At 69.7% G+C, this 23,053-nt stretch carries 17 protein-coding genes and 1 pseudogene; 8 read left to right on the forward strand and 10 right to left on the reverse strand.

Annotation, left to right across the window (positions count from 1 at the left end; genetic code table 11):
• Positions 1-42 precede the first annotated feature (42 nt).
• Together ACQPXS_RS08315 and argF are read right to left on the reverse strand one after the other, a co-directional pair.
• Positions 43-966 (reverse strand): carbamate kinase, encoded by a 924-nt coding sequence (locus ACQPXS_RS08315; protein ID WP_433448423.1) that lies wholly within the window; start codon positions 964-966, stop codon positions 43-45.
• A 3-nt stretch (positions 967-969) separates the two neighbouring features.
• Entirely contained in the window at positions 970-1,971 is a 1,002-nt protein-coding gene (gene argF / locus ACQPXS_RS08320) for an ornithine carbamoyltransferase (RefSeq protein WP_433448425.1), read from the reverse strand.
• Positions 1,972-2,182: 211 nt separating this feature from the next.
• Between argF and ACQPXS_RS08325 the strand changes: the two genes are divergently transcribed.
• Complete coding sequence (locus ACQPXS_RS08325; RefSeq protein ID WP_433445832.1) at positions 2,183-3,388, forward strand: IS110 family transposase; 1,206 nt, start codon at positions 2,183-2,185, stop codon at positions 3,386-3,388.
• 26 nt (positions 3,389-3,414) lie between these two features.
• Here the strand turns inward: ACQPXS_RS08325 and ACQPXS_RS08330 are convergent, their stop codons facing one another.
• Together ACQPXS_RS08330 and ACQPXS_RS08335 are read right to left on the reverse strand one after the other, a co-directional pair.
• Positions 3,415-4,629 (reverse strand): arginine deiminase, encoded by a 1,215-nt coding sequence (locus ACQPXS_RS08330; protein ID WP_433448427.1) that lies wholly within the window; start codon positions 4,627-4,629, stop codon positions 3,415-3,417.
• A 28-nt stretch (positions 4,630-4,657) separates the two neighbouring features.
• Positions 4,658-6,148: an APC family permease gene (locus ACQPXS_RS08335; RefSeq protein WP_433448429.1), complete on the reverse strand. Its 1,491-nt coding sequence runs from the start codon at positions 6,146-6,148 to the stop codon at positions 4,658-4,660.
• A 552-nt stretch (positions 6,149-6,700) separates the two neighbouring features.
• On the opposite strand from ACQPXS_RS08335, the gene ACQPXS_RS08340 reads away from it, so the two are divergent.
• Complete coding sequence (locus ACQPXS_RS08340; protein WP_433448431.1) at positions 6,701-7,156, forward strand: cyclic nucleotide-binding domain-containing protein; 456 nt, start codon at positions 6,701-6,703, stop codon at positions 7,154-7,156.
• A 27-nt stretch (positions 7,157-7,183) separates the two neighbouring features.
• Positions 7,184-7,888, forward strand: a complete 705-nt coding sequence (locus ACQPXS_RS08345; RefSeq protein ID WP_433448433.1) for a CBS domain-containing protein — start codon at positions 7,184-7,186, stop codon at positions 7,886-7,888.
• A gap of 81 nt (positions 7,889-7,969) precedes the next feature.
• Here the strand turns inward: ACQPXS_RS08345 and ACQPXS_RS08350 are convergent, their stop codons facing one another.
• A complete protein-coding gene (locus ACQPXS_RS08350; RefSeq protein ID WP_433448435.1) occupies positions 7,970-8,764 on the reverse strand; it encodes a response regulator in 795 nt (264 codons plus the stop codon).
• A 400-nt stretch (positions 8,765-9,164) separates the two neighbouring features.
• Between ACQPXS_RS08350 and ACQPXS_RS08355 the strand changes: the two genes are divergently transcribed.
• The 3 genes and pseudogenes from ACQPXS_RS08355 (at position 9,165) to ACQPXS_RS08365 (ending at position 13,191) form a co-directional block, all read left to right on the forward strand.
• Entirely contained in the window at positions 9,165-9,563 is a 399-nt protein-coding gene (locus ACQPXS_RS08355; protein WP_356314710.1) for a hypothetical protein, read from the forward strand.
• Positions 9,564-9,831: 268 nt separating this feature from the next.
• Positions 9,832-12,519 carry a bifunctional acetaldehyde-CoA/alcohol dehydrogenase gene (adhE, locus tag ACQPXS_RS08360; protein ID WP_433448437.1) on the forward strand — a complete coding sequence of 896 codons (2,688 nt, stop codon included), beginning with the start codon at positions 9,832-9,834 and terminating at the stop codon, positions 12,517-12,519.
• Between the two features lie 208 nt (positions 12,520-12,727).
• Positions 12,728-13,191 (forward strand): annotated as a pseudogene (locus tag ACQPXS_RS08365) (pyridoxamine 5'-phosphate oxidase family protein).
• Between the two features lie 23 nt (positions 13,192-13,214).
• Here ACQPXS_RS08365 and ACQPXS_RS08370 read toward each other — a convergent pair.
• The 4 genes from ACQPXS_RS08370 to ACQPXS_RS08385 all read right to left on the reverse strand — a co-directional run bounded on the left by ACQPXS_RS08370 (position 13,215) and on the right by ACQPXS_RS08385 (position 17,907).
• Positions 13,215-14,126, reverse strand: a complete 912-nt coding sequence (locus tag ACQPXS_RS08370) for a universal stress protein (RefSeq protein ID WP_433448439.1) — start codon at positions 14,124-14,126, stop codon at positions 13,215-13,217.
• Positions 14,127-14,253: 127 nt separating this feature from the next.
• Entirely contained in the window at positions 14,254-15,033 is a 780-nt protein-coding gene (gene pflA / locus ACQPXS_RS08375; protein ID WP_433448441.1) for a pyruvate formate-lyase-activating protein, read from the reverse strand.
• The gene (pflB, locus tag ACQPXS_RS08380; protein WP_433448443.1) at positions 15,030-17,291 is read right to left on the reverse strand and encodes a formate C-acetyltransferase; all 2,262 of its coding nucleotides are present in this window, start codon (positions 17,289-17,291) and stop codon (positions 15,030-15,032) included. Before pflB ends, pflA begins: the two co-directional genes overlap by 4 nt.
• 175 nt (positions 17,292-17,466) lie before the next feature.
• A complete protein-coding gene (locus tag ACQPXS_RS08385; protein WP_433448445.1) occupies positions 17,467-17,907 on the reverse strand; it encodes a pyridoxamine 5'-phosphate oxidase family protein in 441 nt (146 codons plus the stop codon).
• A gap of 176 nt (positions 17,908-18,083) precedes the next feature.
• Here ACQPXS_RS08385 and ACQPXS_RS08390 point away from each other — a divergent pair, with 176 nt between their 5' ends.
• Together ACQPXS_RS08390 and ACQPXS_RS08395 are read left to right on the forward strand one after the other, a co-directional pair.
• Entirely contained in the window at positions 18,084-18,473 is a 390-nt protein-coding gene (locus ACQPXS_RS08390; RefSeq protein WP_433448447.1) for an STAS domain-containing protein, read from the forward strand.
• Between the two features lie 318 nt (positions 18,474-18,791).
• Positions 18,792-19,391 (forward strand): Rv1733c family protein, encoded by a 600-nt coding sequence (locus ACQPXS_RS08395; protein WP_433448449.1) that lies wholly within the window; start codon positions 18,792-18,794, stop codon positions 19,389-19,391.
• Between the two features lie 1,185 nt (positions 19,392-20,576).
• Here the strand turns inward: ACQPXS_RS08395 and ACQPXS_RS08400 are convergent.
• A complete protein-coding gene (locus ACQPXS_RS08400) occupies positions 20,577-23,015 on the reverse strand; it encodes a SpoIIE family protein phosphatase (protein WP_433448451.1) in 2,439 nt (812 codons plus the stop codon).
• Positions 23,016-23,053: the final 38 nt, after the last annotated feature.

The following is a 23,053-nucleotide window of genomic DNA, read 5'->3' on the forward strand; positions in this document are numbered from 1 at the left end:
TGCCGGACGCGCGACACGGAGCGGGACCGGTCGCCCCCTCTGTCACCCGACCGTGAGGTCCGGACGGATCAGCGTGCCCGACCTGCCGTGGACGATCTCGTAGGCCGCGTCCAGTGCGCCGATCGCGGCCAGACCGCCCGTGTGCTCGACGAAGCGGGCAGCCGCCTCGGTCTTGGGGCCCATGGAGCCTGCAGGGAAACCACCGTGCCGCAGCTCCCGGGGGGTGGCGTCGGGCAACGGGTGCTGGTCGGGCGTCCCGTAGGCCTCGTAGACGCAGGGGACGTCGGTGAGGATGAGCAGGAAGTCCGCCTTGAGATCCTCGGCAAGCAGGGCTGCGGTGAGGTCCTTGTCGATGACGGCCTCCACACCGGTCAGTGCGCCGGTGTCGCGGTCGGCGGTGACGGGGACCCCGCCTCCGCCGGCGCAGATCACCAGGGTCCCGCTGTTCAGGAGCTCGTGGATGGTGTCGGTCTCCAGGATGCGTTCGGGTGCGGGTGACGCGACGACGCGCCGCCAGCCGGTGGTGTCCCGGGCGATGTGCCAGCCCCGCTTGCGGGCCAGTGCTTTGGCCGCCGGCGCGGAGTAGACCTGGCCGACGAACTTCGTGGGCCGTTCGAAGGCGGGATCGTCGGTCCGCACGAGGGTGTGGGTGACGAGGGCGGCGATCCGGTGCCCTGGCAGAGCGTCGTGCATGGCGCGGGTGAGCAGGGACCCGATCATGCCCTCGGTCTGGGCACCGAGCAGGTCCAACGGGTAGGGGGCGCTGAGCGCGGGGTCGGCCTCGCTCTCCATGGCGAGGAGGCCGATCTGCGGGCCGTTGCCGTGGGTGATGACCAGCTCGTGCTCGTGGGCGAGGGCGGCCAGTGCGGTGGCGACCCGGTCGATGTTGGCCTGCTGGACGGCGGCGTCGGGGCGTTCGCCGCGGTGCAGCAGGGCGTTGCCGCCGAGGGCGACGACGATGCGCATGGTTCAGTCCTCCAGGGTGGCGACGAGCACGGCCTTGATGGTGTGCAGCCGGTTCTCCGCCTGGTCGAAGACGATCGAGGCGCGCGAGGAGAAGACCTCGTCGGTGACTTCGAGGCCGTTCAGGCCGTAGGCCTCGAAGAGCTCCTGGCCGAGCCGGGTGCGGTGGTCGTGGAGGGACGGCAGGCAGTGCATGAACTTCACGTCCGGGTTGCCGGTGAGGGCGAGCGTCTTGTCGTTGACCTGGTACGGCAGCAGCAACTCGATCCGCTCGCGCCAGGAGTCGGCCGGTTCACCCATGGAGACCCAGACGTCCGTGTGCAGGAAGTCGGCGCCGTGTACGGCGGTCTCGACGTCCTCGGTGATGGTGATACGCGCCCCGCTCCGGTCGGCGACTTCACGGCATGCGGCGACCAGTGCGGGGTCCGGCCACAGTGCCTCGGGCGCGGCGATGCGCACGTCCATGCCGAGCAGCGCGCCCATCGACAGCAGCGAGTTGCCCATGTTGTTGCGGGCGTCGCCGAGGTAGCAGTAGCTGACGTCCGCGAGCGGCTTGGTGCTGTGCTCGCGCATGGTGAGCATGTCGCACAGGCTCTGGGTGGGATGTGCGGTGTCGGTCAGACCGTTGTATACGGGGACGCCGGCGTGGTCGGCGAGTTCGGTGGCGATCGACTGGGCGGAGCCCCGGTACTCGATGCCGTCGAACATGCGGCCGAGGACGCGGGCGGTGTCGGCGATGGACTCCTTGTGCCCGGCGTGGGTGTCGCCGGGACCGAGGTAGGTGGTGCGGGCGCCCTGGTCGGCGGCGGCCACCTCGAAGGCGCAGCGGGTGCGGGTGGAGGTCTTCTCGAAGATCAGGGCGATGTGCTTGCCGGTCAGCTGTGGCTGTTCGGTACCGGCGCGCTTGGCCGCCTTGAGGTCATGGGCGAGATCGAGGAGATGATGGATCTCGCGGGCGGTGAAGTCGAGTTCGCTCAGGTAGGAGCGGCCTCGCAGGTCGACGGTCATGGTGGGTTTCCCTAAGAATGTTGGCGGTCCGGGAGGACCGGGTGTGGCTGATGATGGGTTGCCGTTGATGGCTCGGAAGGAATGGCCGCCCGGTCCTCCGGGACGCTCCGACCACTGATTGAGAACTGCGGTCATCGCTGGTTAGGGACCTGTCGGCGGGGTGTTCCTCGGGCCACGAAGGTGCTGGTCACGGTGGAACGGAGCGACGGGCTTGAGCACGCCTCACGCGCGGATATGGGTCGGCATCGACGCCGGCAAGGGACATCACTGGGCAGTCGCGGTCGACGCCGACGGCGAGACGCTCTTCTCGACGAAGGTGATCAACGACGAGGCCCAGATCCTCACGCTCATCGAGACCGCCCGCGAACGGGCTGAAGAGGTGCGGTGGGCGGTGGACATCTCCGGCCGGGCCGCCACCCTGCTGCTGGCCCTGCTGATCGCGAACGGCCAGCAGGTCGTCTACGTGCCCGGCCGGACGGTCAACCGCATGTCCGGCGCCTACAAAGGCGAGGGCAAGACCGACGCCAAGGACGCCCGCGTCATCGCCGACCAGGCCCGCATGCGTCCCCGGGACTTCACCCCGCTGAGCACGCCTGCGGAGCTGGTCACCACGCTCCAGGTCCTCACCAACTACCGGGCCGACCTGATCGCCGACCGGGTCCGGCTGATCAATAGGCTCCGCGACCTGCTGGTGGGAATCTGCCCCGCACTGGAACGGGCCTTCGACTACTCCGCGGCCAAGGGACCGGTGGTGATGCTGACTGAGTATCAGACCCCGGCCAGCCTGCGCCGGATCGGCGTCAAGCGGCTGACGACCTGGCTCGAGCGCCGCAAGGTCCGCGGCGCCGACACCGTCGCCGCCAAAGCGGTGGAGGCGGCCCAGTCCCAGATGACTGCGCTGCCGGGCGAGAAGCGGGCCGCCAAGCTGGTCTGCGACCTCGCCCACCAGCTTCTGGCCCTGGACGAGCGGATCAAGGACAATGACCGGGAGATCCGCGAGACGTTCCGTGCCGACGACCGCGCCGAGATCATCGAGTCGATGCCCGGTATGGGTCCCATCCTGGGCGCCGAGTTCGTCGCCATCGTCGGCGACCTGTCCGGCTACCGCGACGCGGGCCGACTCGCCTCGCACGCCGGCCTGGCCCCAGTCGCCCGCGATTCCGGCCGCCGCACCGGCAACTACCACCGGCCCAAGCGTTACAACCGGCGCCTGCGGCACATCTTCTACCTGGCCGCCCAGACTGCCATGATGCGGCCCGGCCCGTCCCGGGACTACTACCTCAGAAAGCGTGCCGAGGGACTGATCCACACCCAGGCCCTGCTTGCGCTCGCCCGACGCCGCGTCGACGTGCTCTGGGCGATGCTGCGTGACAAGAGACTGTTCACCCCCACCCCACCGGACACGCAGACGGCTTGACCTCATCATTGAGATTCCTTACGGGGTCAGGCAATCGGGCCGCGTTCGACGGGGCAGCTCATGCAGCGCGGGCCGCCCCGGCCGCGGCCGAGTTCGGCACCGGCGATCGTGACGATCTCGATGCCCTGCTTACGCAGGTATGTGTTGGTGGTGACGTTGCGCTCGTAGCCGACGACCACACCGGGTGCGACGGCGAGGAAGTTGCTGCCGTCGTCCCACTGCTCGCGCTCGGCGTTGCGGATGTCCTGGGGAGCCGAGAGCATCCGGACCTTGTCCAGGTCGAGGGCCTCGGCGAGCGCCGTCGCGAGATCGGAGTTCACGGTGACGTCGAACCCGGTCTCACGCTCGGAGCTGGGCCGCAGCGTCCAGGAGCGCAGGGAGTCGGCGAGGCCGGGGTAGATGACGAAGGCGTCGCGGTCGATCATGGTCAGCACGGTGTCCAGGTGCATGTACGCGCGGGCTGCGGGCAGTTGGACGGCGATCAGCTCGCTCGCTGTGCCGGTCGCGAAGAGCCGGGCGGCCAGGTTCTCCACGGCCTGGGCCGTGGTGCGCTCGCCCATGCCGACCATGACGGTGCCGTTGCCGAGAACGTGGACGTCCCCGCCTTCGAGGGTGCCGACGGGGCCGCCGAGGAGGGGTGTGGGCGCGACGCCGGCGAACATCGGGTGGAACCGGTAGACGGCCTGCGCGTGCAGGCTCTCGCGTCGCCGGGCGGGCTTGGCCATCGGGTTGACCGACACCTGGTCGTAAACCCAGCAGGAGTTGTCGCGTGGGAAGAGGTGGTTGGGCAGTGGGGTGAGGGCGAAGTCGTCGGGGCCGAGCGTGTTCCACACCAGGCTGTGCGGGGTGGCGAGCGGCAGGTCGCTCTTGAGGAGGCCGCCGATCAGATAGCCGGCGAGGGTCTCCCCGTCGAGTTCGGCACACAGTTCGCGCACCGGGTCGATGAGGGCCGGGCCCACAGTGCCGGGAGTGATGACCCGGTCCAGGAGCCAGTCGCGGGCCTCCGCGACGTCGAGGGTCTGCGCCAGCAGGTCGGCGAAGTAGTGGACGCGGGCGCCGTGGTCGCGCAGGACCTGGGCGAAGGCGTCGTGCTCCTCGCGGGCTCGCTTGGCCCACAGGATGTCGTCGAAGAGCAGGGCGTCGACGTTGCGCGGGGTGAGGCGGGAGAGTTCGAGGCCGGGGCGGTGCAGGATCACCTGGCGCAGCGGGCCGGCCTCGGAGTCGACGTGGAAGGTGTTCATCGCGGAGGTTCCTCTGTGCTGTGGGCGGTCAGTCGTGGTGGCGGAAGTCGTTGCGCTTCCGGGCTCCGCCGATGCGGCTGGTACGGAGCCCTCGGGAGAGCCGCCGGGCCGGCGGGGGCGTCTCGGGTGCGCGCTCCGACCGGTCCACCGTCGCCGCGGTCCTCGGCGCCCTGGCCTCGCCGAAGGTGTCCTGTCCCCGCTTCAGCCAGACGTAGACGGGGACGCCGAGCAGCAGGACGAACAAGCCGTAGTAAACGGTCTGGTAGCCGCTTCCCTGGATCGACCAGTACGAGAAGACGAGGGCGAGCGCGGCGACGGTGATGTCACGGGCGAGTCTGCGGGGGCTGAGGTTCTCCCGGCCGCGCACCAGGAGCCAGTAAAGCTGCGCGGCGGCGGAGAAGAGGTACGGGATCACGGCGGTCAGCACGCTCAGCAGCACGATCTTGGTGAAGACATCGTCGAAGCGCGTATAGCTGAACACGGTGATCAGCGAGGCCAGCACCGTCGAGGCGACGATGCCGAAGGCCGGGACGCCACCCTCGCCGCGCAGCCGGGCGAAGGCCTGCGGGAACAGCCCGTCGCGAGCGGCCGCGTACGGCATCTCCGCGCACAGCATGGTCCACCCGTTGAGGGCGCCGATGCCCGAGATGATCGCGGCGACGGCCACGATGTCTCCGGCCCAGCTGCCGCCGAAGATGCTGTTCGCCGCGTCGGTGAAGGGAGCGGTGGATCCGCCGAGCCTGCCGTGCGCGACGGTGCCGAAGACGGCGAGGGTGCCCAGGATGTAGATGACGGCGCAGATGAGAGTCCCGTAGACGGTGGCGCGGGGGACGTTGCGCTCCGGCTCGCGGACCCGGCCGGCGACGACAGAGGCCGCTTCGAGGCCCAGGTAGCTGAACAGGGCGATGGCACCGGCGGCCGAGATCGCGCCCAGCGCCGACTGGCCGCCGGCGTTGAACGGGCCGAAGTTGCGGGAGTCCATGAACAGCAGGCCGACGGTGGCCATGAAGATCAGCGGAACGAACTTCAGCACGGTCGTGATCAGCTGGAACGCGCCCATGTTCCGGATGCCACTGAGGTTGATCGCGGCGGGAATCCACAGCCCGACCAGCGCGAGAAGCACCGAGACCCACTTGTCGTGCCCGGTGTTCACGAACACCTCGACGTAGCCGACCCACGCCACGACGATGGCCGCGTTGCCGGCCCAGGCCGTGATCCAGTACGACCACGCGTTGAGGAACCCGGCGAACTCCCCGAAGGCCTCGCGAGCGTAGACGTACGGCCCACCACTCGCCGGAACCCGCTTGGACAGCGCCCCGAAGGTCAGAGCCAGCGTGAGCGCGCCGAAGGTGACGGCGATGAAAGCGACGAGGGAGATGGGCCCGTACGGGGCAAGGGCGGAGGGCAGCGCGAAGACTCCGGTACCGATGATGCTGCCGATGACGAGCGCGGAGGCGGCGGGAAGGCCGAGCGCCGCCGTGGGCGCTTTCCCCTTTCCGCCTCCTGTGGTTCTGGTCATGGCTGAGGCTCCTCACGGACCAGTGTGGGTGAGTGGATCCGCGACTGATCTTTCTGCCCCTCAGCCGCGCACGGTCAGCGGCCACACGGCCCATGCGCGACCCCGATGGTCCCGCTGCCGTAGTCCTGGACAGCCCAACTCACCCGCTTCCCGGTGCTCCTGGTCACAGGACATGGGCCGTTCGGTCCACGACATGGTCCGGCCAGCCCCATCGTCGGCACCATTCCGAGCTCGACAATCGAGGTCAGGAACTACGGCCGGGCTCGTGGCGCGATGCCAACCGGCCGACGCCGCCATGTCCTTACGGCTCGTTCGAGACGGGGCCCGCACACCCCATGAGCCGCGAGGGCTTCCGCGCGAGACTCGTGTTGGGGAGGCACGATCCTCGCGTCACGGCCGCCGCCCTGCCGACATGGGGGCGGCGGCCGTCTTCACCGCCATCTGCCTCGGGGCCGGACGGTCCTGCTCCGGACCCCATGGCCCCTCCCCCGACAGGAGTCGGCGCCACACGCTGGAGGTGCCAGTTCGCACCCCCTGACCGGGAGGCCGGCCATGAACACCCCGAGCATGCTGCGCGCGCTGCCCACCCAGCACCGGCAACGGCTCATGCGTCTCGCCCGGGAGGTGACCATCCCGCAGGGGGCGCGCATCTTCAACGAAGGTGGACGTGCGGACCGGTTCTGGATCATCCGCACCGGCTCCATCGACCTCGACACCCATGTACCCGGCCGGCGCCGGGCCATCATCGAGACCCTCGGCCACAACGAACTCGTCGGACTCTCCTGGCTGTTCGCGCCGCACGTGTGGCATCTGAGCGCCACAGCGGCGACACCGGTACGGTCCTACGAGTTCGACGCCACGGCCGTCCGCTGCCTCTGCCAGGACGACCCTGCACTCGGCCATGCCGTCACCCAGTGGGTAGGCGACGTACTGGCCCACCGCCTCCGCACCACCAGGACCCGGCTGCTGGACCTCTACGCCCCCTACGGCGCCGGAAGCACCGTGTGAGCGGGCCGACCCGACGAAGGAGTCACCATGCCCAGCACCCCACACATCGTCAGCGACGTCATGTCCCACACGGTCGCCGCCGTCGGCCGACGGGCCGCCTTCAAGGAGATCGTGCAGCTCATGCAGGACTGGAAGGTCAGCGCCCTGCCCGTCCTGGAGGGAGAGGGCCGCATGGTCGGCGTCGTCTCCGAGGCCGACCTGCTGCTCAAGGAAGAGTTCCGCGACAGCGACCCCGACCGGGCCACACAGCTGCGCCGTCTCGACGATCTGGCCAAGGCCGGCGGTCTCACCGCCGAGGACCTGATGACCTCCCCCGCCCTCACCATCCGCGCGGACGCGACCCTGGCCCAGGCCGCACGGACCATGGCGCACGCCAAGGTCAAGCGCCTGCCCGTCGTGGACGGCGTGGGCATGCTGCAGGGCATCGTCAGCCGCGCGGACCTGCTGAAGGTCTTCCTGCGGACGGATGAGGAGATCGCCGAGGAGGTCCGGCGAGAGGTTGTGGCGTATCTCTTCCCTGCGCCGGTGTCAGCCGTGCGGGTGGAGGTGCGGAACGGCGTCGTGAAGCTCATCGGCCACACCCGGGACACATCCCTGGTCCCGGTGGCCGCGCGCCTGGTCCGGGCCGTCGAGGGCGTCGTCGACGTGGAGTTCGAGCTGACGCGCGCCGAAGGCCCTACGGAGTCGACCGCCGCTCCCGCGAACGGCGGCGAAACCCTGTCTCCGGCCTGACCGGCAACTCCCTGCGGAACACCAGCGGGATCCTGGCCGGGCCGGGATAACCCTCCACCACCGGCGCCCATCAGGTCGGTCTCACCGGCCAGGCGCGGAGTGCCACCTGGTGGAGGAGGCGACAACCCGGGCGTTCAGCACGTTGCCCGGCGATTCGTTCTCGTCCGCGCCGGTTCCGGGGTTTCCGTTCCCTTCCTGCCGCTGTCGGTCCTGGACTTGGGTGGCGATGACGGCGGCCTGGATACGGCGCTCGACGCCGAGCTTGGTCAGCAGACGGGAGATGTGGTTCTTGACCGTCTTCTCGGCCAGGTACAGCCGCTGGCCGATCTGGCGGTTGGTCAGGCCCTCACCGATCAGAGCCAGGATCTCCCGCTCCCGCTCGGTCAGGCCTTGCAGTCCGTCGGGCTGCTGCTCCTCCTGCTGGCCGCCGCGCAGCCGGGCCATCAGCTTGGTGGTGGCACTGGCATCGAGCAGGGACTGGCCGCCGGCCACGGTGCGCACGGCGGACACCAGGTCGGAGCCCTGGATCTGCTTCAGGACGTATCCGGAGGCACCCGCCATGATCGAGTCGAGCAGCGCTTCCTCGTCGTCGAAGGAGGTCAGCATGAGGCAGGCCAGCTCGGGCATGCGTGACCGGAGCTCCCTGCACACGGTCACGCCGTCGCCGTCGGGCAGCCGGACGTCCAGCACCGCCACCTGCGGGCGCAACGCGGGGACGCGCACCAGCGCCTGTTCCACCGTGCCGGCCTCGCCGATCACCTCGATGTCCGGCTCGTCGTTCAGCAGGTCGCGCACTCCGCGCCGTACCACCTCGTGGTCGTCCAGCAGGAAGACCCGGATCGGGTTGCCGGCGCCGGGCTGCTTGCTGTCCGCCATCAAACTGCTCCCTGGTTCCGCGTTCCGTACCGATGTCCGCTCGACGGGATCGGCCGTCCGTACCGAGACCCTTTCCCGTACGGCACCGAGATCCTTTCTCGCGTCCGGGCCGAAGAGCCAGGGCCGGTCGGCCCTGTTGTCCACCCATGGTGTCCCGCGGCCGTGAGATGCCGCTGCCGCCAGGGTACGAATCGGCCCGTCGATCCCCTCATCAGTCGGCAGTCATGGCCCTGACACTCTGATACGCCGAGCGGGGTGCCGCACCGCCCAAACCCGAATCACGCCACCCCACAGAGTGAAGGTCCAATGGCCCCGCTGCCGGGGCCCGACAGCCCTGGGCCAGGACCAGTGCTCGCAGAAGTCTGGAGCCGCTGCGAAACGATCAGAAGGAGCGGAGCACATGACTGCCAAGGACACCAGCACCCAGGTCATCAGCACCGCCACCGTGGAGGTGCGCGTGGAAGGCGATGTGGACGAGGAAGCCGTCGCATACCTCCGGGAGAAGGTCGACGCGGTCCTCGGCCGGCCCGGCATTCCAGCCGTGAGCGGCGCGGTGCGGATCGCCAGGGCGGTGGCGCACCACGCCGAGCGACCCTGGTCCGCCGGGGCCGAGCTCGTCGTGGGGAACACGCTCGTGGTCGTGCATGCCCAGGAAGCCACGGGGCACGAACTGGCGGACCGGCTGCAGGACCGGCTGCGCAGCCAGATGAACCGTGTCCTGCATCGCAAGGAGGAGGCCCGCAGGTCGGCCACCCCTCCTCCGTGGCGCGGCGGCCGTGCCGACAGCGGCCGAGAGTAGAGCCCTTCACGGTCCTCGGTTGCGAGGCGGTCACCCGCCTTCGTGCGCATGTGGTTCCTGCGCCTCGGCGAGGGACCAGCTCGCCCGAGTCGACCGGTCGAGCCGGACCGGTGCCAGTCAGCCCCCGGAAGGGACCATCGGCACCTGGGAGTCGGGATCAGGCACGACGAGAGTGGAGGCGTGAGCGGCACCGATCCCCCGCGGTGCCGCTCCCGTCCGCACACCGTCGGCCACCGCCGACGGCTCTCGTCAACGGAGGCGCTCCCCAATGACCCGTCATGAGGCCGGAATCCAGGCACCAGCAGCCGCCGACGCGCCGTCCGACATCACCATCGCCGTGGACCAGCTGGTCGCGAACGGACTCAAGGCGCTCGCCGACTACGACGCCCTCACCCAGGAGGAGGTCGACCACATCGTCAAGAAGGCGTCGGTCGCCGCGCTGGACCAGCACACCGCGCTGGCCCGCCTGGCCGTGGATGAGACCGGGCGTGGGGTCTTCGAGGACAAGGCGGCCAAGAACATGTTCGCGTGCGAGCACGTCACGCACAGCATGGGGCCGATGAAGACCGTCGGCGTCGTCGCCCGCGACGACATCGAGGACATGATCGAGGTGGCCGAGCCGGTCGGCGTGGTCTGCGCGATCACGCCGGTCACCAACCCGACCTCCACCACCGTCTTCAAGGCCCTGATGGCGCTGAAGACGCGCAACCCGATCGTGTTCGCCTTCCACCCCTCGGCCCAGCGGTGCAGTACGGCGGCGGCCCGGATCGTGCGGGACGCGGCCGTCACCGCCGGCGCGCCGGAGCACTGCGTGCAGTGGATCGAGACCCCGTCGGTCGAGGCGACCGGCATACTGATGCGCCACCCCGGCGTCTCGCTGATCCTCGCCACCGGCGGCAACGCCATGGTCAGGGCCGCCTACTCGGCGGGCAAGCCCGCCCTGGGAGTCGGTGCGGGCAACGTCCCGGCATACGTGCACAAGAGCGCGAAGCTGCGCCGGGCCGTGAACGACCTGGTGCTGTCCAAGTCGTTCGACAACGGCATGATCTGCGCCTCGGAACAGGCCGTCATCCTGGACGACGAGATCTACGACGCGGCACTGGCCGAACTCCACACCCTGCACGCTCACCTGGCGACCGCCGAGGAGAAGGCGAAGCTGGAAGCCTTCCTGTTCCCGACCGGCCGTGCCAACGCGGGCTGTGAGCCCAAGGTCAACGCTGGAGCCGTCGGTCAGAGTCCGGCATGGATCGCCGAGCAGGCAGGCTTCACCGTCCCAGGCGACACCTCACTGATCCTGGTCGAGGCCGAACGGGTGGGCCCGGACGAGCCGCTGACCCGCGAGAAGCTCTGCCCGGTGCTCGCCGTGCTGCGCGCCGGCTCCGAGCAACAGGGCTTCGACCTCGCCGCGGACATGGTCGCCTTCCACGGCCAGGGTCACACCGCGGTCATCCACACCGCGGACCAGGCGCTGGCGGAGGCGTACGGCCGGCGCGTGAAGACCGTACGGATCATCGTCAACGCCCCCTCCTCGCAAGGCGCCATCGGCGGCGTCTACAACAGCCTGCTGCCGTCGCTCACCCTGGGCTGCGGCTCGTGGGGCCACACCTCGGTGTCCAACAACGTCTCCGCGGTCCAGCTGCTGAACATCAAGCGGGTCAGCGCGCGCCGCAACAACCTGCAGTGGTTCAAGGTGCCGCCGAAGATCTACTTCGAGCCGCAGTCCCTGCGGTACCTGTCCTGTATGCCGGACGTCCACCGCGTCACGGTCGTCACCGACGCCACCATGACCCGCCTCGGCTTCGTCGACCGCGTCAGCCGCGTCCTGCAACGCCGTCACGAACCGGTCACCCTCCAGATCATCGACAACGTCGAGCCCGAGCCGAGCATCGACTCCGTGCAGCGCGGCGCCCAGCTCATGCGCGACTTCGGCCCCGACACCATCATCGCGCTCGGTGGCGGCTCCCCTATGGACGCCGCCAAGGTGATGTGGCTGCTGTACGAGCACCCGGACGTCGACTTCGCCGACATGCGGCAGAAGTTCTCCGACATCCGCAAGCGAGCCTTCCGCTTCCCGGTCCTCGGCACCCGGGCCCGCCTGGTGTGCGTACCCACCACGTCCGGCACCGGCGCGGAGGTCACCCCCTTCGCGGTGATCTCCGACCCCGCGAGCGGCAAGAAGTACCCGCTCGCCGACTACGCACTCACCCCGAGCGTGGCCATCGTCGACCCGCTGCTCACCGCGCACCTGCCCCCGGCGCTGGCGGCCGACAGCGGCTTCGACGCCCTCACCCACGCCATAGAGGCGTACGTGTCCGTCTACGCCAACGACTTCACCGACGGCCTGGCCCTGCACGCGATCCGCCTGATCTTCGACAACATCGAAGCGGCGGTGAACGACCGCAGGGGCCGACCCGACACACGGGAGAGGATGCACAACGCCGGCACGATCGCCGGCATGGCCTTCGGCAACGCCTTCCTCGGCATCGTCCACGCCATGTCGCACACCCTCGGCGCCACCTTCCACATCGCACACGGCCGCACCAACGCGGTTCTGCTGCCCCACGTCATCCGCTACAACGGGGCTGTTCCGGCGAAGCTCACGGGCTGGCCCAAGTACGAGCACTACCGCGCCCCCGAACGCTTCCAGGACATCGCCCGCACCCTCGGTCTGCCCGCCTCCACCGCGCAGGAGGGCGTGGAGTCGCTGGCCCGCGCGGTGGAGCGGCTACGCGATGCCGTGGGCATCGAGCCGTCCTTCCGGGCCCTCGGCGTCGACGAGCGCGCCTTCCTCGCCGCCCTGCCCCGACAGGCCTTGAACGCGTACGAGGACCAGTGCGCGCCCGCCAACCCACGCATGCCGATGCTCGACGACATGCAGGAGATCATGTGCATGGCCTATTACGGCGACGAAGCGGGGCGGCCGGACACGGACAAGGTCCGAACGGCCCTGGCGTGAAGAGCACCGAGGCCGTTCCAATGACCTGCCTGCCCGCGACGCCCGACCTGGTGCGCCGCGGACAGGCAGCCGCGCAGGCCTCGAAGGGTCGTCGCGCATGCCCTACCGGCGCACCGCCCGTCGCCACGGTGACAGATCACGCATCCGCCTGGCCGCGCCAGCCGGAGACACACAGCAGTGAGCAACGAAACCGCACGGAAGCCACTCCATGACCACTGACACCACGCAGACTGTCCCGACCGGGCCGCGCCCGAGCACAGAGCTGGGCAGCGACGAAGCCCTGCGGCTGCTGGGCAGCGTCTCCTTCGGCAGGACCGTCCTCACCCGCCAGGCACTGCCGACCGTCCGCCCGGTCAACCACGTTCTTGACAAGGGTGACATCGTCATCCGCACCCACGAGGGCGCGGCACTGACCGCACGCGCCGGGCAGGCCGACGGCCACGGCGTCGTGGTGGCATATGAAGCCGACTCCATAGACCCCGACACTCACCTCGGCTGGAGCGTCGTGGTCACCGGCTACGCCCAACTGGTGACCGACTCGCATGAGCTGGCCCGCTACCAGGAACTGCTCACCCCTGGGTGGACCAGACCATGGACCATGCCGTACGCATCCGACCCGACCTGATCACCGGGGTCCGGCTCCCCGCGCACGAGGAGGGCGATCCCGCCTGATCGCGGTCTCGCCAGGCAACCCGTCAATCGTGGGGGACCACCGCGACCGGTGCGGTGGCATGGTGCAGCACCGCGTGGGCGACGGGGCCGATCACCGTGCTGATCGGTGTCCGGCGCAGGCGGCGGCCGATCACGACGAGGGACGCGTCGCGCGAGGCCTCCACGAGGTGCGAGCCGGCCTTGCCGATCACGGCCTGCTCTGTCACCTCGACGCCGGGAAACTTGTCCCGCCAGGGCTCCAGCGCCTCGGACAGCGCACGGTGCATCACACCGGTGAGTTCGTCGTGCAGTTCGGCGTCGAGGTCGCCGCCATCGTCGTAGTAGGGCAGTTCCGGGCTCCGGCCATGGACGACGCGCAGTCTCGCGGCACGCTGAGAGGCGGCTTCGAAGGCGAATTCGATCACGCCGTCGTTCGGAGCCGCAGAGTTGAGGCCCAGGACGACGTCCCGGAACGCTGTGCCCCCGGACCCGACAGCGCCGGACTGGTGTTCGCCCTCGGAGCGCAGGCCACCTCGCACGAGGACGACAGGCCGCCGACTGCCCGCCATGACCGCCTGGGCGACGGACCCGACCAGGAATCCGGCCATACCGCCCAGGCCTCGAGAGCCCAGCACCAGTAGGTCGGCTGTCCGACCCGCGCCAAGCAAGGCGGTGACGGGTTCTTCGGTAAGACGGTCGGTGGTGATCCGCAGGCCCGGGTGGCGCCGCGCGATCGTCGCTCCGGCCTCGCGAAGCATGTGGTCCGCCCAGCGAATCCGCGCGTCCGGGCCCAGGGACGGCTGGGATACCCCGCCCAGGGGCGCGGAGAGCTGCCGTCCAAGGGCGTGGACCAAGTGCAGCGGGAGGTCTCGGAGCAGGGCTTCCCTGGCCGCCCATTCGGCGGTGGTCAGGCTCTCCGAGGATCCGTCCAGGCCTGCGGTGATGGTGCGGGGCATCCCGGCCTCCTTCGAAGTCTCGAATTCAGTGTCGAGGCCGTGTACTTGGGACAGGAGAGGCCTCAGGTCCCTGTGCGGAGGCCGTGTGGCCCACGCGTGGGTGAACGCGCGCAGGAGATGGGCCTACTCACAACGCCCCCAGCCCGTGCTCCCGGAACTGCTCGCGCACGCGTTCCGTCAGCTCCGGATCGGGCACGGGCGTGTCGCGTAGCGGGAAGTCGATACCCAGAGCGTCGTACTTGTGGGCGCCGAGTTTGTGGAAGGGCAGGACGTCCACCCGGTCGACGTTGCTCAGCCCGGCCAGGAAGGCGCCGAGAGCGTCCACGGCGGACGGGTCGTCCGTCCAGCCTGGGACGAGGACGTAACGGATGTACACGGGGACGGCCAGCCGGTCCAGGCGGGTGGCGAAGTTGAGCGTGGGGGCCAGCTGGCCGCCGGTGAGCTCGCGGTAAGTGGCGGCGTCGAACGACTTGATGTCCAGTAGCACCAGGTCTGTGTCGGCGAGGAGTTCGTCGGAGGCACGCGTGCCGAGGAAGCCGGAGGTGTCCAGGGCCGTGTGAAGTCCGGCCTCCTTGCAGCGGTGCAGGAGGGAGCCGGCGAATGCCGGCTGGAGCAGCGGCTCCCCCCCGGTGATGGTCACCCCTCCCCCGGCAGTGGTCAGGAAACCCCGGTACTTTTCGATCTCCCCCATGACCTTGTCGACCGAGGTCTCCCGGCCGTCGCGCATGTGCCAGGTGTCCGGATTGGCGCAGTACAGGCAGCGCAACGGGCAGCCGCTGACGAACAGGACGAACCGGGTCCCGGGACCGTCCACGCCGGTGGACAGGTCCCAGGAGTGCACCCGGCCCGTGAGCGGTCCCGTCGCCGGGGCCGCCTGCCGTGCCGCTGAGGTCGCCGCGGTGTTCACAGCGACCCGTGGAAGGTGCGGCTGATCACGTCGAGCTGCTGCTCACGCGTGAGCCGGACGAAATTGACCGCGTATCCGGAGACCCGGATCGTCAGCTCGGGGTACTTCTCGGGGTGTTCCACGGCGTCCTCGAGCGTCGCCCGGTTCAGCACGTTGACGTTCATGTGGAAACCACCGAAGGTCATGTACCCGTCGAGGATGCCGACCAGGTTTCCGGCCCGCTCCGTGGGATTGTGGCCCAGTCCCTCGGGTGTGATGGTCGTGGTCAGCGAGATGCCGTCCCGGGCCTCCTCGTACGGCAGCTTCGCCACGGACAGGGCCGAGGCGACGACACCGTGCCGGTCGCGGCCGTTCATCGGGTTGGCTCCGGGGGCGAAGGGCTGTCCGGCACGCCGCCCGTCGGGGGTGTTGCCCGTGTGCTTGCCGTAGACCACGTTCGAGGTGATCGTCAGTACCGACTGGGTGTGCTCGGCGTCCCGGTAGGTGGGGTGCCTGCGTACCTTGGCCATGAAGGATTCCACCAGGTCGACGGCGAGGCGGTCGGCGCGGTCGTCGTTGTTGCCGTACGCCGGGTAGTCGCCCTCGACCTTGTAGTCCACGGCCAGCCCGGTGTCGTCCCGGACCACCTTCACGCGGGCGTACTTGACGGCTGACAGGCTGTCGGCGGCCACGGAGAGCCCGGCGATGCCGCATGCCATGTAGCGGTGGACGGGGTGGTTGTGCAGGGCCATCTCGATGCGCTCGTAGGCGTACTTGTCGTGCATGTAGTGGATGACGTTGAGCGTGTTGACGTACGTCTTCGCCAGCCAGTCCAGCATCCGGTCGTACGCCGCCGACAGCTCCTCGTAGTCCAGGTACTCCCCTGCCAGGGCGGGCATCTCGGGTGCGACCTGCTCTCCGGTCATCTCGTCCCGGCCGCCGTTGATCGCGTACAGGAGCGCCTTGGCGAGGTTGACCCGGGCACCGAAGAACTGCATCTGCCTGCCCACCGCCATCGCCGACACGCAGCAGGCGATGGCGGTGTCGTCGCCGGTGCGCGGGCGCATCAGGTCGTCGGACTCGTACTGGATGGAGCTCGTGTCGATCGAGACCTGGGCGCAGAACCGCTTGAAGTCCTCGGGCAGCTGCGGCGACCACAGCACCGTGAGGTTCGGCTCCGGCGCGGGCCCGAGGTTGTAGAGGGTCCGCAGGAAGCGGAAGGAGCTGCGGGTGACGAGTGTGCGGCCGTCGGTGCCGATGCCGCCGATGGACTCCGTCACCCAGGTGGGGTCGCCGGAGAACAGTTGGTCGTACTCGGGTGTGCGCAGGAAGCGCACGATCCGCAGCTTGATCACGAAGTCGTCGATCAGCTCCTGGGCCCGGGTCTCGTCGATACGCCCCTCATCGAGGTCGCGCTGGAGGTAGATGTCCAGGAAGGTCGAGGTGCGGCCGAGCGACATCGCGGCGCCGTTCTGCTCCTTCACCGCGGCCAGGAAGCCGAGGTAGAGCCACTGCACGGCCTCGTGGGCGGTGGACGCGGGGCGGGTGACGTCACAGCCGTAGGAGGCTGCCATCCGCGCCAGCTCTCCCAACGCTCTTATCTGCTCCGCGAGTTCCTCGCGGTCACGGATGATGTGCGGGGCGGAGGGCCGGCCGTCCAGCAGGGCGCGCTCGGCCCGCTTGGCCTCGATCAGCCGGTCGGTGCCGTACAGAGCGACGCGCCGGTAGTCGCCGATGATCCGGCCCCGGCCGTAGGCGTCCGGGAGCCCGGTGATGATGCCGGCCTTGCGGGCGGCTCGCATCTCGGGGGTGTAGGCGTCGAAGACGCCGTCGTTGTGGGTCTTGCGGTGGGTACCGAAGACCTTGGTCACGAACGGGTCGGGCTCGTAGCCGTACGCCTTCAGGCCGTTCTCGACCATCCGGAGCCCGCCGTTCGGCATGATCGCGCGCTTCAACGGGGCTTCGGTCTGGAGTCCGACGATCAGTTCGCGTTCCCGGTCGATGTAGCCAGGGGCGTGCGAGGTGATCGTGGAAGGGGTGGCGGTGTCCACGTCGAGGATGCCCTTGCGGCGCTCCTCGGGGAACAGGGCGCTGACCTTGTGCCAGACGGCGAGCGTGCGCTCGGTCGGGCCGGTCAGGAACTCCGGACCGCCTTCGTACGGCGTGTAGTTGGCCTGGATGAAGTCGCGTACGTCGATCCGTTCGCGCCAGCGCCGGCCGGCGAATCCACGCCAGGCCTCGGCGGGTGCGTCCACGTCCGGACGGGTTGCCACGGTCATCACTGCCTCCGCATCGTTCGCGACACCGCACACGGACGGTTCCGTGAGCGGCTCCACTGACGATGCTCCTCGCGTGCCACGGCACCGGGCAGGGCCGGCGGGAGCCCGTCGCCGCGCCGTCCGGCCCCGCACCGTTGGGCCCTTCGGGCCAGGTCACGACGCGCATGACCAGCAGTCAGGCAGAGAGGTTGAGGCCGTACATCGTGCGGCCTCCGACGAGTTCGCGCCCGGTGACCAGTTCAGGCTCGATGCGCACGAAGACCTCCTCGGGCGAGGGAGCCCAGGAGCGCGGGCCGATCCGCTCCAGGCGGGCCGCCTCGGCCGCATCCGTCACGGTCTCGGCCCGGCCGGTGACGACGACGCTCCAGCCGGAGTGCGTCTCCACATCGGCCGCGTCCGCCCCGAACGCGACGACCGCGCCGTCGACTGCGCGGGCCAGCTCGGAGGCCATCGAGGTGCGCAGCAGCACCGCTCCGTCGGCGTCGAGGCCGAAGTTGACCGGCACGACCGTGGGCAGCGCCTTGCGCGTGTAGACGATGCGGCCTATGGGCGCCGTCGCGAGCAGGCGCAGGCACTCGTGACGACCGAGTTCGCGGAAACCATCGTTCGGGTACATGAGTCAGGCCGTCCTTCGCCCGGTGAGGGGATCACACTCCATGCTGAGCCCGCCGGCAGCCGCGGGTGAGGGCCACGGGTCCCGCCTTGGCCGGAGAGCGGCCCGAGGAAGCGTGGCGGCGAAGGGGGGCCGGACGGCCCTTCCGACACGCACATCGGACCGGATTTCCTCTGACCATGGTCGAAACCCTCATCTCGTTCGCACCCCGCCACACCGAGCGTGCCGTCGGCGGGACGACCGTCCTGGAGCTGCGCGGTGAGATCGACATCCTCACAGCAGCGCCTCTTGGAGCCCGCTTGGACGATCTGACGGCCGTCGTTCTCCCCGACCTCGTGGTGGACCTCCGTGCCGTGTCCTTCGTCGACTGTGCCGGACTCGGGATGCTGTGCCGGGCGCGGAACAGGGTCGTGGAACGGCACGGTCGGCTGCGGCTTGTCACTGACAGCAACCAGTTCCTTCGAATTCTTCGTGGTGCGGGGCTGGATGGCGTGTTCGAGATATACGACCACCTGCCCGAAGCCTTGGCCGCTGTGCCCGGCGGGGTCCTCACCGCCTCAGTGGGCTGATGATTCTGAGGGCGCAACCCGCAACCGCACGAGGCCCTCGGAGTGGCCGCCGCTCCAGGATCACGGCTACTCAAGCGGCCCGGTCGTTGAGCGTCACCCCACCTGATCCCGTGCACGCCGCGGAGTGGCCGAGCCTCCGGGCCGTACCCGAGGACAGCACCACGGCGGGTCAACGAGCCGTACGGGTGCTGGGCCGAACGGCCCGCCACCCGACTGGACTTGGCCCGATCGGCCCTCCGCCTCCACCTGACCGGCCCATGCCACCGCAAGGCCGCCGCTGTCACCTTCGTGTGTGTGACGACGAGGAGGTGCGGAGAGATGCGCGAGGACAGGCCCGCGAACAGGAAGCGCAAGCGAACGAGGGTACCGCTGTGGCGATGGCGGAGTAACCCGGTCCGACGTCGCGACGACGTCCTCGAGGCATGGCTCGTGCTGGCCGTATGGGTGCTCATCGCGGTGGGTGGCACGGCGGTCGGTGTGGTGACGGCCCATGCAGCCGACCAGGTCTTCGCCCACCAACGGGCCGAACGGACCCCCGTCCGCGCCGTTCTCCTCGATGACGTCCCGCGCACCGCGACCTCGGCGACGGGGAGAGACCTGGCATCGGCAAGGGTCCGCTGGACGAACTCCGACGGCTCCACGCGCAGCGGCATGACGCTGGTGACCACCGGGAAGAAGGCCGGCTCCACGGTCAGGATCTGGGTCGATACCCGGGGGAGGCTGAGCACACAGCCCCCGACGCCCGGCAAGGCCGCGGTCGAGGCGGGGCTCTTTGGAGCCTCCGCCGCCCTCGCCCTGAGCGGCGTGGTGTTCGGGATCGGGAGCGTCGGCCGTGGGTACCTCGACCGTCGGCGCATCAAGGAGTGGGACAGGGAGTGGACCCTGGTCGGGCCGCAGTGGGGCCACAAGACCAGTTGACCGCCGAACCCCATGCTCGAGCGACCTCGGTCATGCCCGTCGGAGAGGGACACCACCGCCGAGGTGGCGTCCCTCCGGGCGTTCATCACCTGCAGGCTGTTGGTGGTCTGCGACATCATGCTCGTGCGAGCGGCCTCGGTGGGTAGCCGGCTTGATCCCGCCGGACAGCGACTGCTCCGGAACCGCGGACACCCTTGCCCCCCGGGAATGTCGTGGCCCGAGCTGACGTCGGGCAGCCCGACATCTGCGACCGGTGTTACCGCGGGGCACTCGGACGTTCTGCCGCCCGCGCCGGCACGGTCGCCACGTCGAGGCCCGGGGAGGCGCCTTCCACTGCGCCCTCCTGCTCACCTGGCCGGACTCCGTAGCGACCGTTCCTGCACCTCATCTCACTGGGCCGGAACCTACACGGACTACGCAGGCTCCCCCTAGAGCCGGGCCGATGTCATTCCACGCGTCCATAGGCCCCGGCTGCCCCTTGACCAGTCGGGAACGCGAGCGAGTTCGGCAAGGCCGGCGCTTCCGGCATCGACGGCGAGCTGCGTGCTGCGTGCTGCCGAGCCGGAGAGGGTTCAGACACCGCTTGGCCGGCTCTCAGCCCAAGATCCGGACCATTGCCGGTCCAGCAACTCGCCACTCGCCTCAATCATTGCTGGTTGACGTGGGCTTTCAGTCAGCCCCAAACCAGCACGGGAGTCAGCACGGGAGTCAGCACCCGCACCATCAAGTCACCTTGCACTACGCATCTCGGACCAGGGAGAGCACGGCGGCCACATGGGCATCCCGGTGCGTGTCCACTCCCAGGACCGCCTCCCAGCCCAGCAAGCGGCATGGCGCCACGCGACTGACCGAGTACGTGAGCGCGGTACGCACACGAGTCGAGGCCATGCCACCAGGGCAGACCAGAACCGAAGCCGAAGCATGGATCAGCTGGGCAGCAGCCACCGTGGACCGCCTCGACCCACTGAACACACCGCCCCGGCTGCCCGACATTCCCAATCCACGGGCCGACGACCTGAAACCCTTCCTCGGGCACTGGTTCGGCCCGCCGAACTGCGGCGGCAGCGCGCCTGCCACCGCAATCAGCGGAGCGGGGAACCCAGCCGAATTCTCTTCAAGTTCCGGCAAACCGCTCTCGGGAGGTCACGTTCCGCCAGAAAGAGCAAAGATGGCCACAGGGCCTGATCAGTGGGCGCGCGCGATCGGCTGTTCGGACCAGATGGTCTTGTGGTTCTGGCCGTGGCGGCAGCCCCAGCGCTCGGCGAGTTGGGCAACGAGGAACAGGCCGCGTCCACCCTCGTCGGTGGTGCGAGCGCGGCGCAGACGGGGTTGGGCGCTGTTGGAGTCGGTGACCTCGCAGACCAGAACGTGGTGGCGGATCAGTCGCAGCTCCGCCGGCGGACGACCGTAGCGGATCGCGTTGGTGACCAGTTCACTGACGATGAGTTCGGTGGGGAAGAGGAGGTCGTCCAACCCCCACGCGGTGAGTTGGCGGGTCGCCCATTCCCGAGCGTCCGAGACAGCGGCCGGATCGGCCGGTATCTGCCATCGAGCGGTGTTCTGAGCCGTTACGGCGCGGGTACGTGCGAGCAGCAGGGTCACGTCGTCACGTGGTGCTTCGTCCACCAGATGGTCGAGGAGGGTCCTGCCGGTCTCCTCCAGAGCGCGGTCCGGGCGGCACGAGGTGGCGAGGGCATCGGTCAGCCGCTGGAGCCCGTCGCTGACATCGTGTGTGGCTTGCTGGACCAGGCCGTCGGTGTAGAGCGCGAGGACGCTGCCCGGTTCGAGGTCGATCGTGGTTGTCTCGTACGGCATGCCGCAGACGGCGAGGGGCGGCCCCGGGACTAGGTCGACGGCTTCGGCACTCCCGTCGGGCCGCACGAGCACGGGCGGCGGGTGCCCGGCACTGGCCATGGCGCAGCGTCGGGCGACCGGATCGTAGACCGCGTACAGACAGGTGGCGCCCATGACGTCATGGTCGCCAGGAGGTGCTTCCGCCGCGAGGCGCTGGACCACGTCGGCGAGACGGGTGAGCAACTCGTCCGGCTCCAGTTCGAGGTCGGCGAGGGTCTGGATGGCAGCGCGCAGACGGCCCATGGTGGCACTGGCGGGTATGCCGCGGCCGATCACGTCTCCGGCGACGAGGGCCAGCCGGAGAGCGGGCAGGGGTATGGCGTCGTACCAGTCGCCGCTGGTGCCGCCCCCACGGTCTGTGGGCAGGTAGACGCCGGCGGTCTCGGCTGCCGGAGTGTCGGTCGTGGCCGGGGGAAGGAGTCTTTGCTGCAGGGCCATGGCCGCTCTGTGCTCGCGCGTGTAGCGGCGGGCGTTGTCGATGGCGAGTGCTCCCCGTGAGGCGATCTGCCTCATGAGATCCACCTCGTCCGCGGTGAACGGTTCGGACGGACCGGTGCGCCAGACCACGATCGCTCCGAGGGTGACGCCGCGGGCGTGCAGCGGTGCCACCATCACCGCCTGGACGTCGTGCGGGAGGAACCGCTCGGCCGAATATGGGCCGCCGAACAGGGCGATGTAGTCGTCCCGGCCGTAGACGACCGTCTCGCCGCGCTGGAAGCGGCGCAGGAGGGGGTGGTCGGACAGGGGTGGGACGAGGTTGCCGCGCTGGATGCCGGGCGGCCAGTCCGCGGTGGCGGGCGCCAGGGCCGCGCTGCGCCGATGCGGATCTCCTCCGCCCAGCCGCTCGGCGGGTTCGTCACCGTCGAAGACGGCTTCCGCAAGGTCGACCGCTACGAGGTCACCGAAGGCGGGTACAAGGACGTCCGCGAGATCCTGGGCGGTCCGCACGACATCCAGGGAGCCCCCCACACGCTCGGCGACCGCATGGGCGAGATCCAGCTGTCGGCGGGCACGCAGTTGGTCGGTGTCGTCTACGTACAGGGCTGCGACTCCTGCGGGGCGTCCTCGCGCGTCCTCCAGTCGGAAGGCGGACAGCGACAGCTCGTGCCGCCGCGCCGGATGGTGTCGCCAGCTCACTCGCTGGTTCCTGTGGATCACCGGGACGCCCGTCTCGAGCACCTGCCGCAGTACCGCCTCGATGCTCTCGGCATCCTGGGCGCACAGCACGTCGTCCAGTCGGGCGCCGGGCTGTAGGGGACGGCCGTCGGGAGCGTCCGGCATGGCGTTCGTCTGCACGGTGGTGAGATCCGTGTCGTGCAGGGCGATCGTGATCCGGTTCTGAGCGGACAGTGCGCGCAGGAGGGCTGCGCCGTGCCGGTGGTCGGCGACATGAGGAGTGGGGGCTGCGAGCACGAGGAAGTCCGCCGAGCCGCTCACCCGTGTGGTCCGGAAGGTGACGTCGATCGTGTTGCCGCACCGGTGACGCAGTCGTACCCGGCCGGTCGCCGGCACATGTGCGGCCCTGCGCGGGTCGTGCGGAAGGTCGGCCACGAGCTCCCGCACGGGGCGGCCGTGGACCTCGTCGGCGCAGAACCCGGTCAGGTCCTGTGCTGTGCCGGTCCACCCGACCACCGTGCCCCGATCGTCGAGCACGGCCGCGGCCAGACCGTCGAAGGCGGGCGGCCGGCCGCCGGGGCCGGCGCCGAAGACGCTCGTCGCACCTCGAAAGGCGCCTGCCGGGTCGGCGTTTTCAACATCCGATGCGTCCATGTCTCTGGCTTTCCTTACGAGGTTCCGCGGCTACGGGA

Origin of the sequence: Streptomyces sp. CA-142005, assembly GCF_050942335.1 — a bacterium.
Classification (GTDB): Bacteria; Actinomycetota; Actinomycetes; order Streptomycetales; family Streptomycetaceae; genus Streptomyces.

Coding starts and splice junctions, on each gene's coding strand:
- ACQPXS_RS08315 (WP_433448423.1), bottom strand. CDS start 966: ATGCGCATCGTCGTCGCCCTCGGCGGCAACGCCCTGCTGCACCGCGGC.
- argF (WP_433448425.1), bottom strand. CDS start 1,971: ATGACCGTCGACCTGCGAGGCCGCTCCTACCTGAGCGAACTCGACTTC.
- ACQPXS_RS08330 (WP_433448427.1), bottom strand. CDS start 4,629: ATGAACACCTTCCACGTCGACTCCGAGGCCGGCCCGCTGCGCCAGGTG.
- ACQPXS_RS08335 (WP_433448429.1), bottom strand. CDS start 6,148: ATGACCAGAACCACAGGAGGCGGAAAGGGGAAAGCGCCCACGGCGGCG.
- ACQPXS_RS08340 (WP_433448431.1), top strand. CDS start 6,701: ATGAACACCCCGAGCATGCTGCGCGCGCTGCCCACCCAGCACCGGCAA.
- ACQPXS_RS08345 (WP_433448433.1), top strand. CDS start 7,184: ATGCCCAGCACCCCACACATCGTCAGCGACGTCATGTCCCACACGGTC.
- ACQPXS_RS08350 (WP_433448435.1), bottom strand. CDS start 8,764: ATGGCGGACAGCAAGCAGCCCGGCGCCGGCAACCCGATCCGGGTCTTC.
- ACQPXS_RS08355 (WP_356314710.1), top strand. CDS start 9,165: ATGACTGCCAAGGACACCAGCACCCAGGTCATCAGCACCGCCACCGTG.
- adhE (WP_433448437.1), top strand. CDS start 9,832: ATGACCCGTCATGAGGCCGGAATCCAGGCACCAGCAGCCGCCGACGCG.
- ACQPXS_RS08370 (WP_433448439.1), bottom strand. CDS start 14,126: ATGCCCCGCACCATCACCGCAGGCCTGGACGGATCCTCGGAGAGCCTG.
- pflB (WP_433448443.1), bottom strand. CDS start 17,291: ATGACCGTGGCAACCCGTCCGGACGTGGACGCACCCGCCGAGGCCTGG.
- ACQPXS_RS08385 (WP_433448445.1), bottom strand. CDS start 17,907: ATGTACCCGAACGATGGTTTCCGCGAACTCGGTCGTCACGAGTGCCTG.
- ACQPXS_RS08390 (WP_433448447.1), top strand. CDS start 18,084: ATGGTCGAAACCCTCATCTCGTTCGCACCCCGCCACACCGAGCGTGCC.
- ACQPXS_RS08395 (WP_433448449.1), top strand. CDS start 18,792: ATGCGCGAGGACAGGCCCGCGAACAGGAAGCGCAAGCGAACGAGGGTA.
- ACQPXS_RS08400 (WP_433448451.1), bottom strand. CDS start 23,015: ATGGACGCATCGGATGTTGAAAACGCCGACCCGGCAGGCGCCTTTCGA.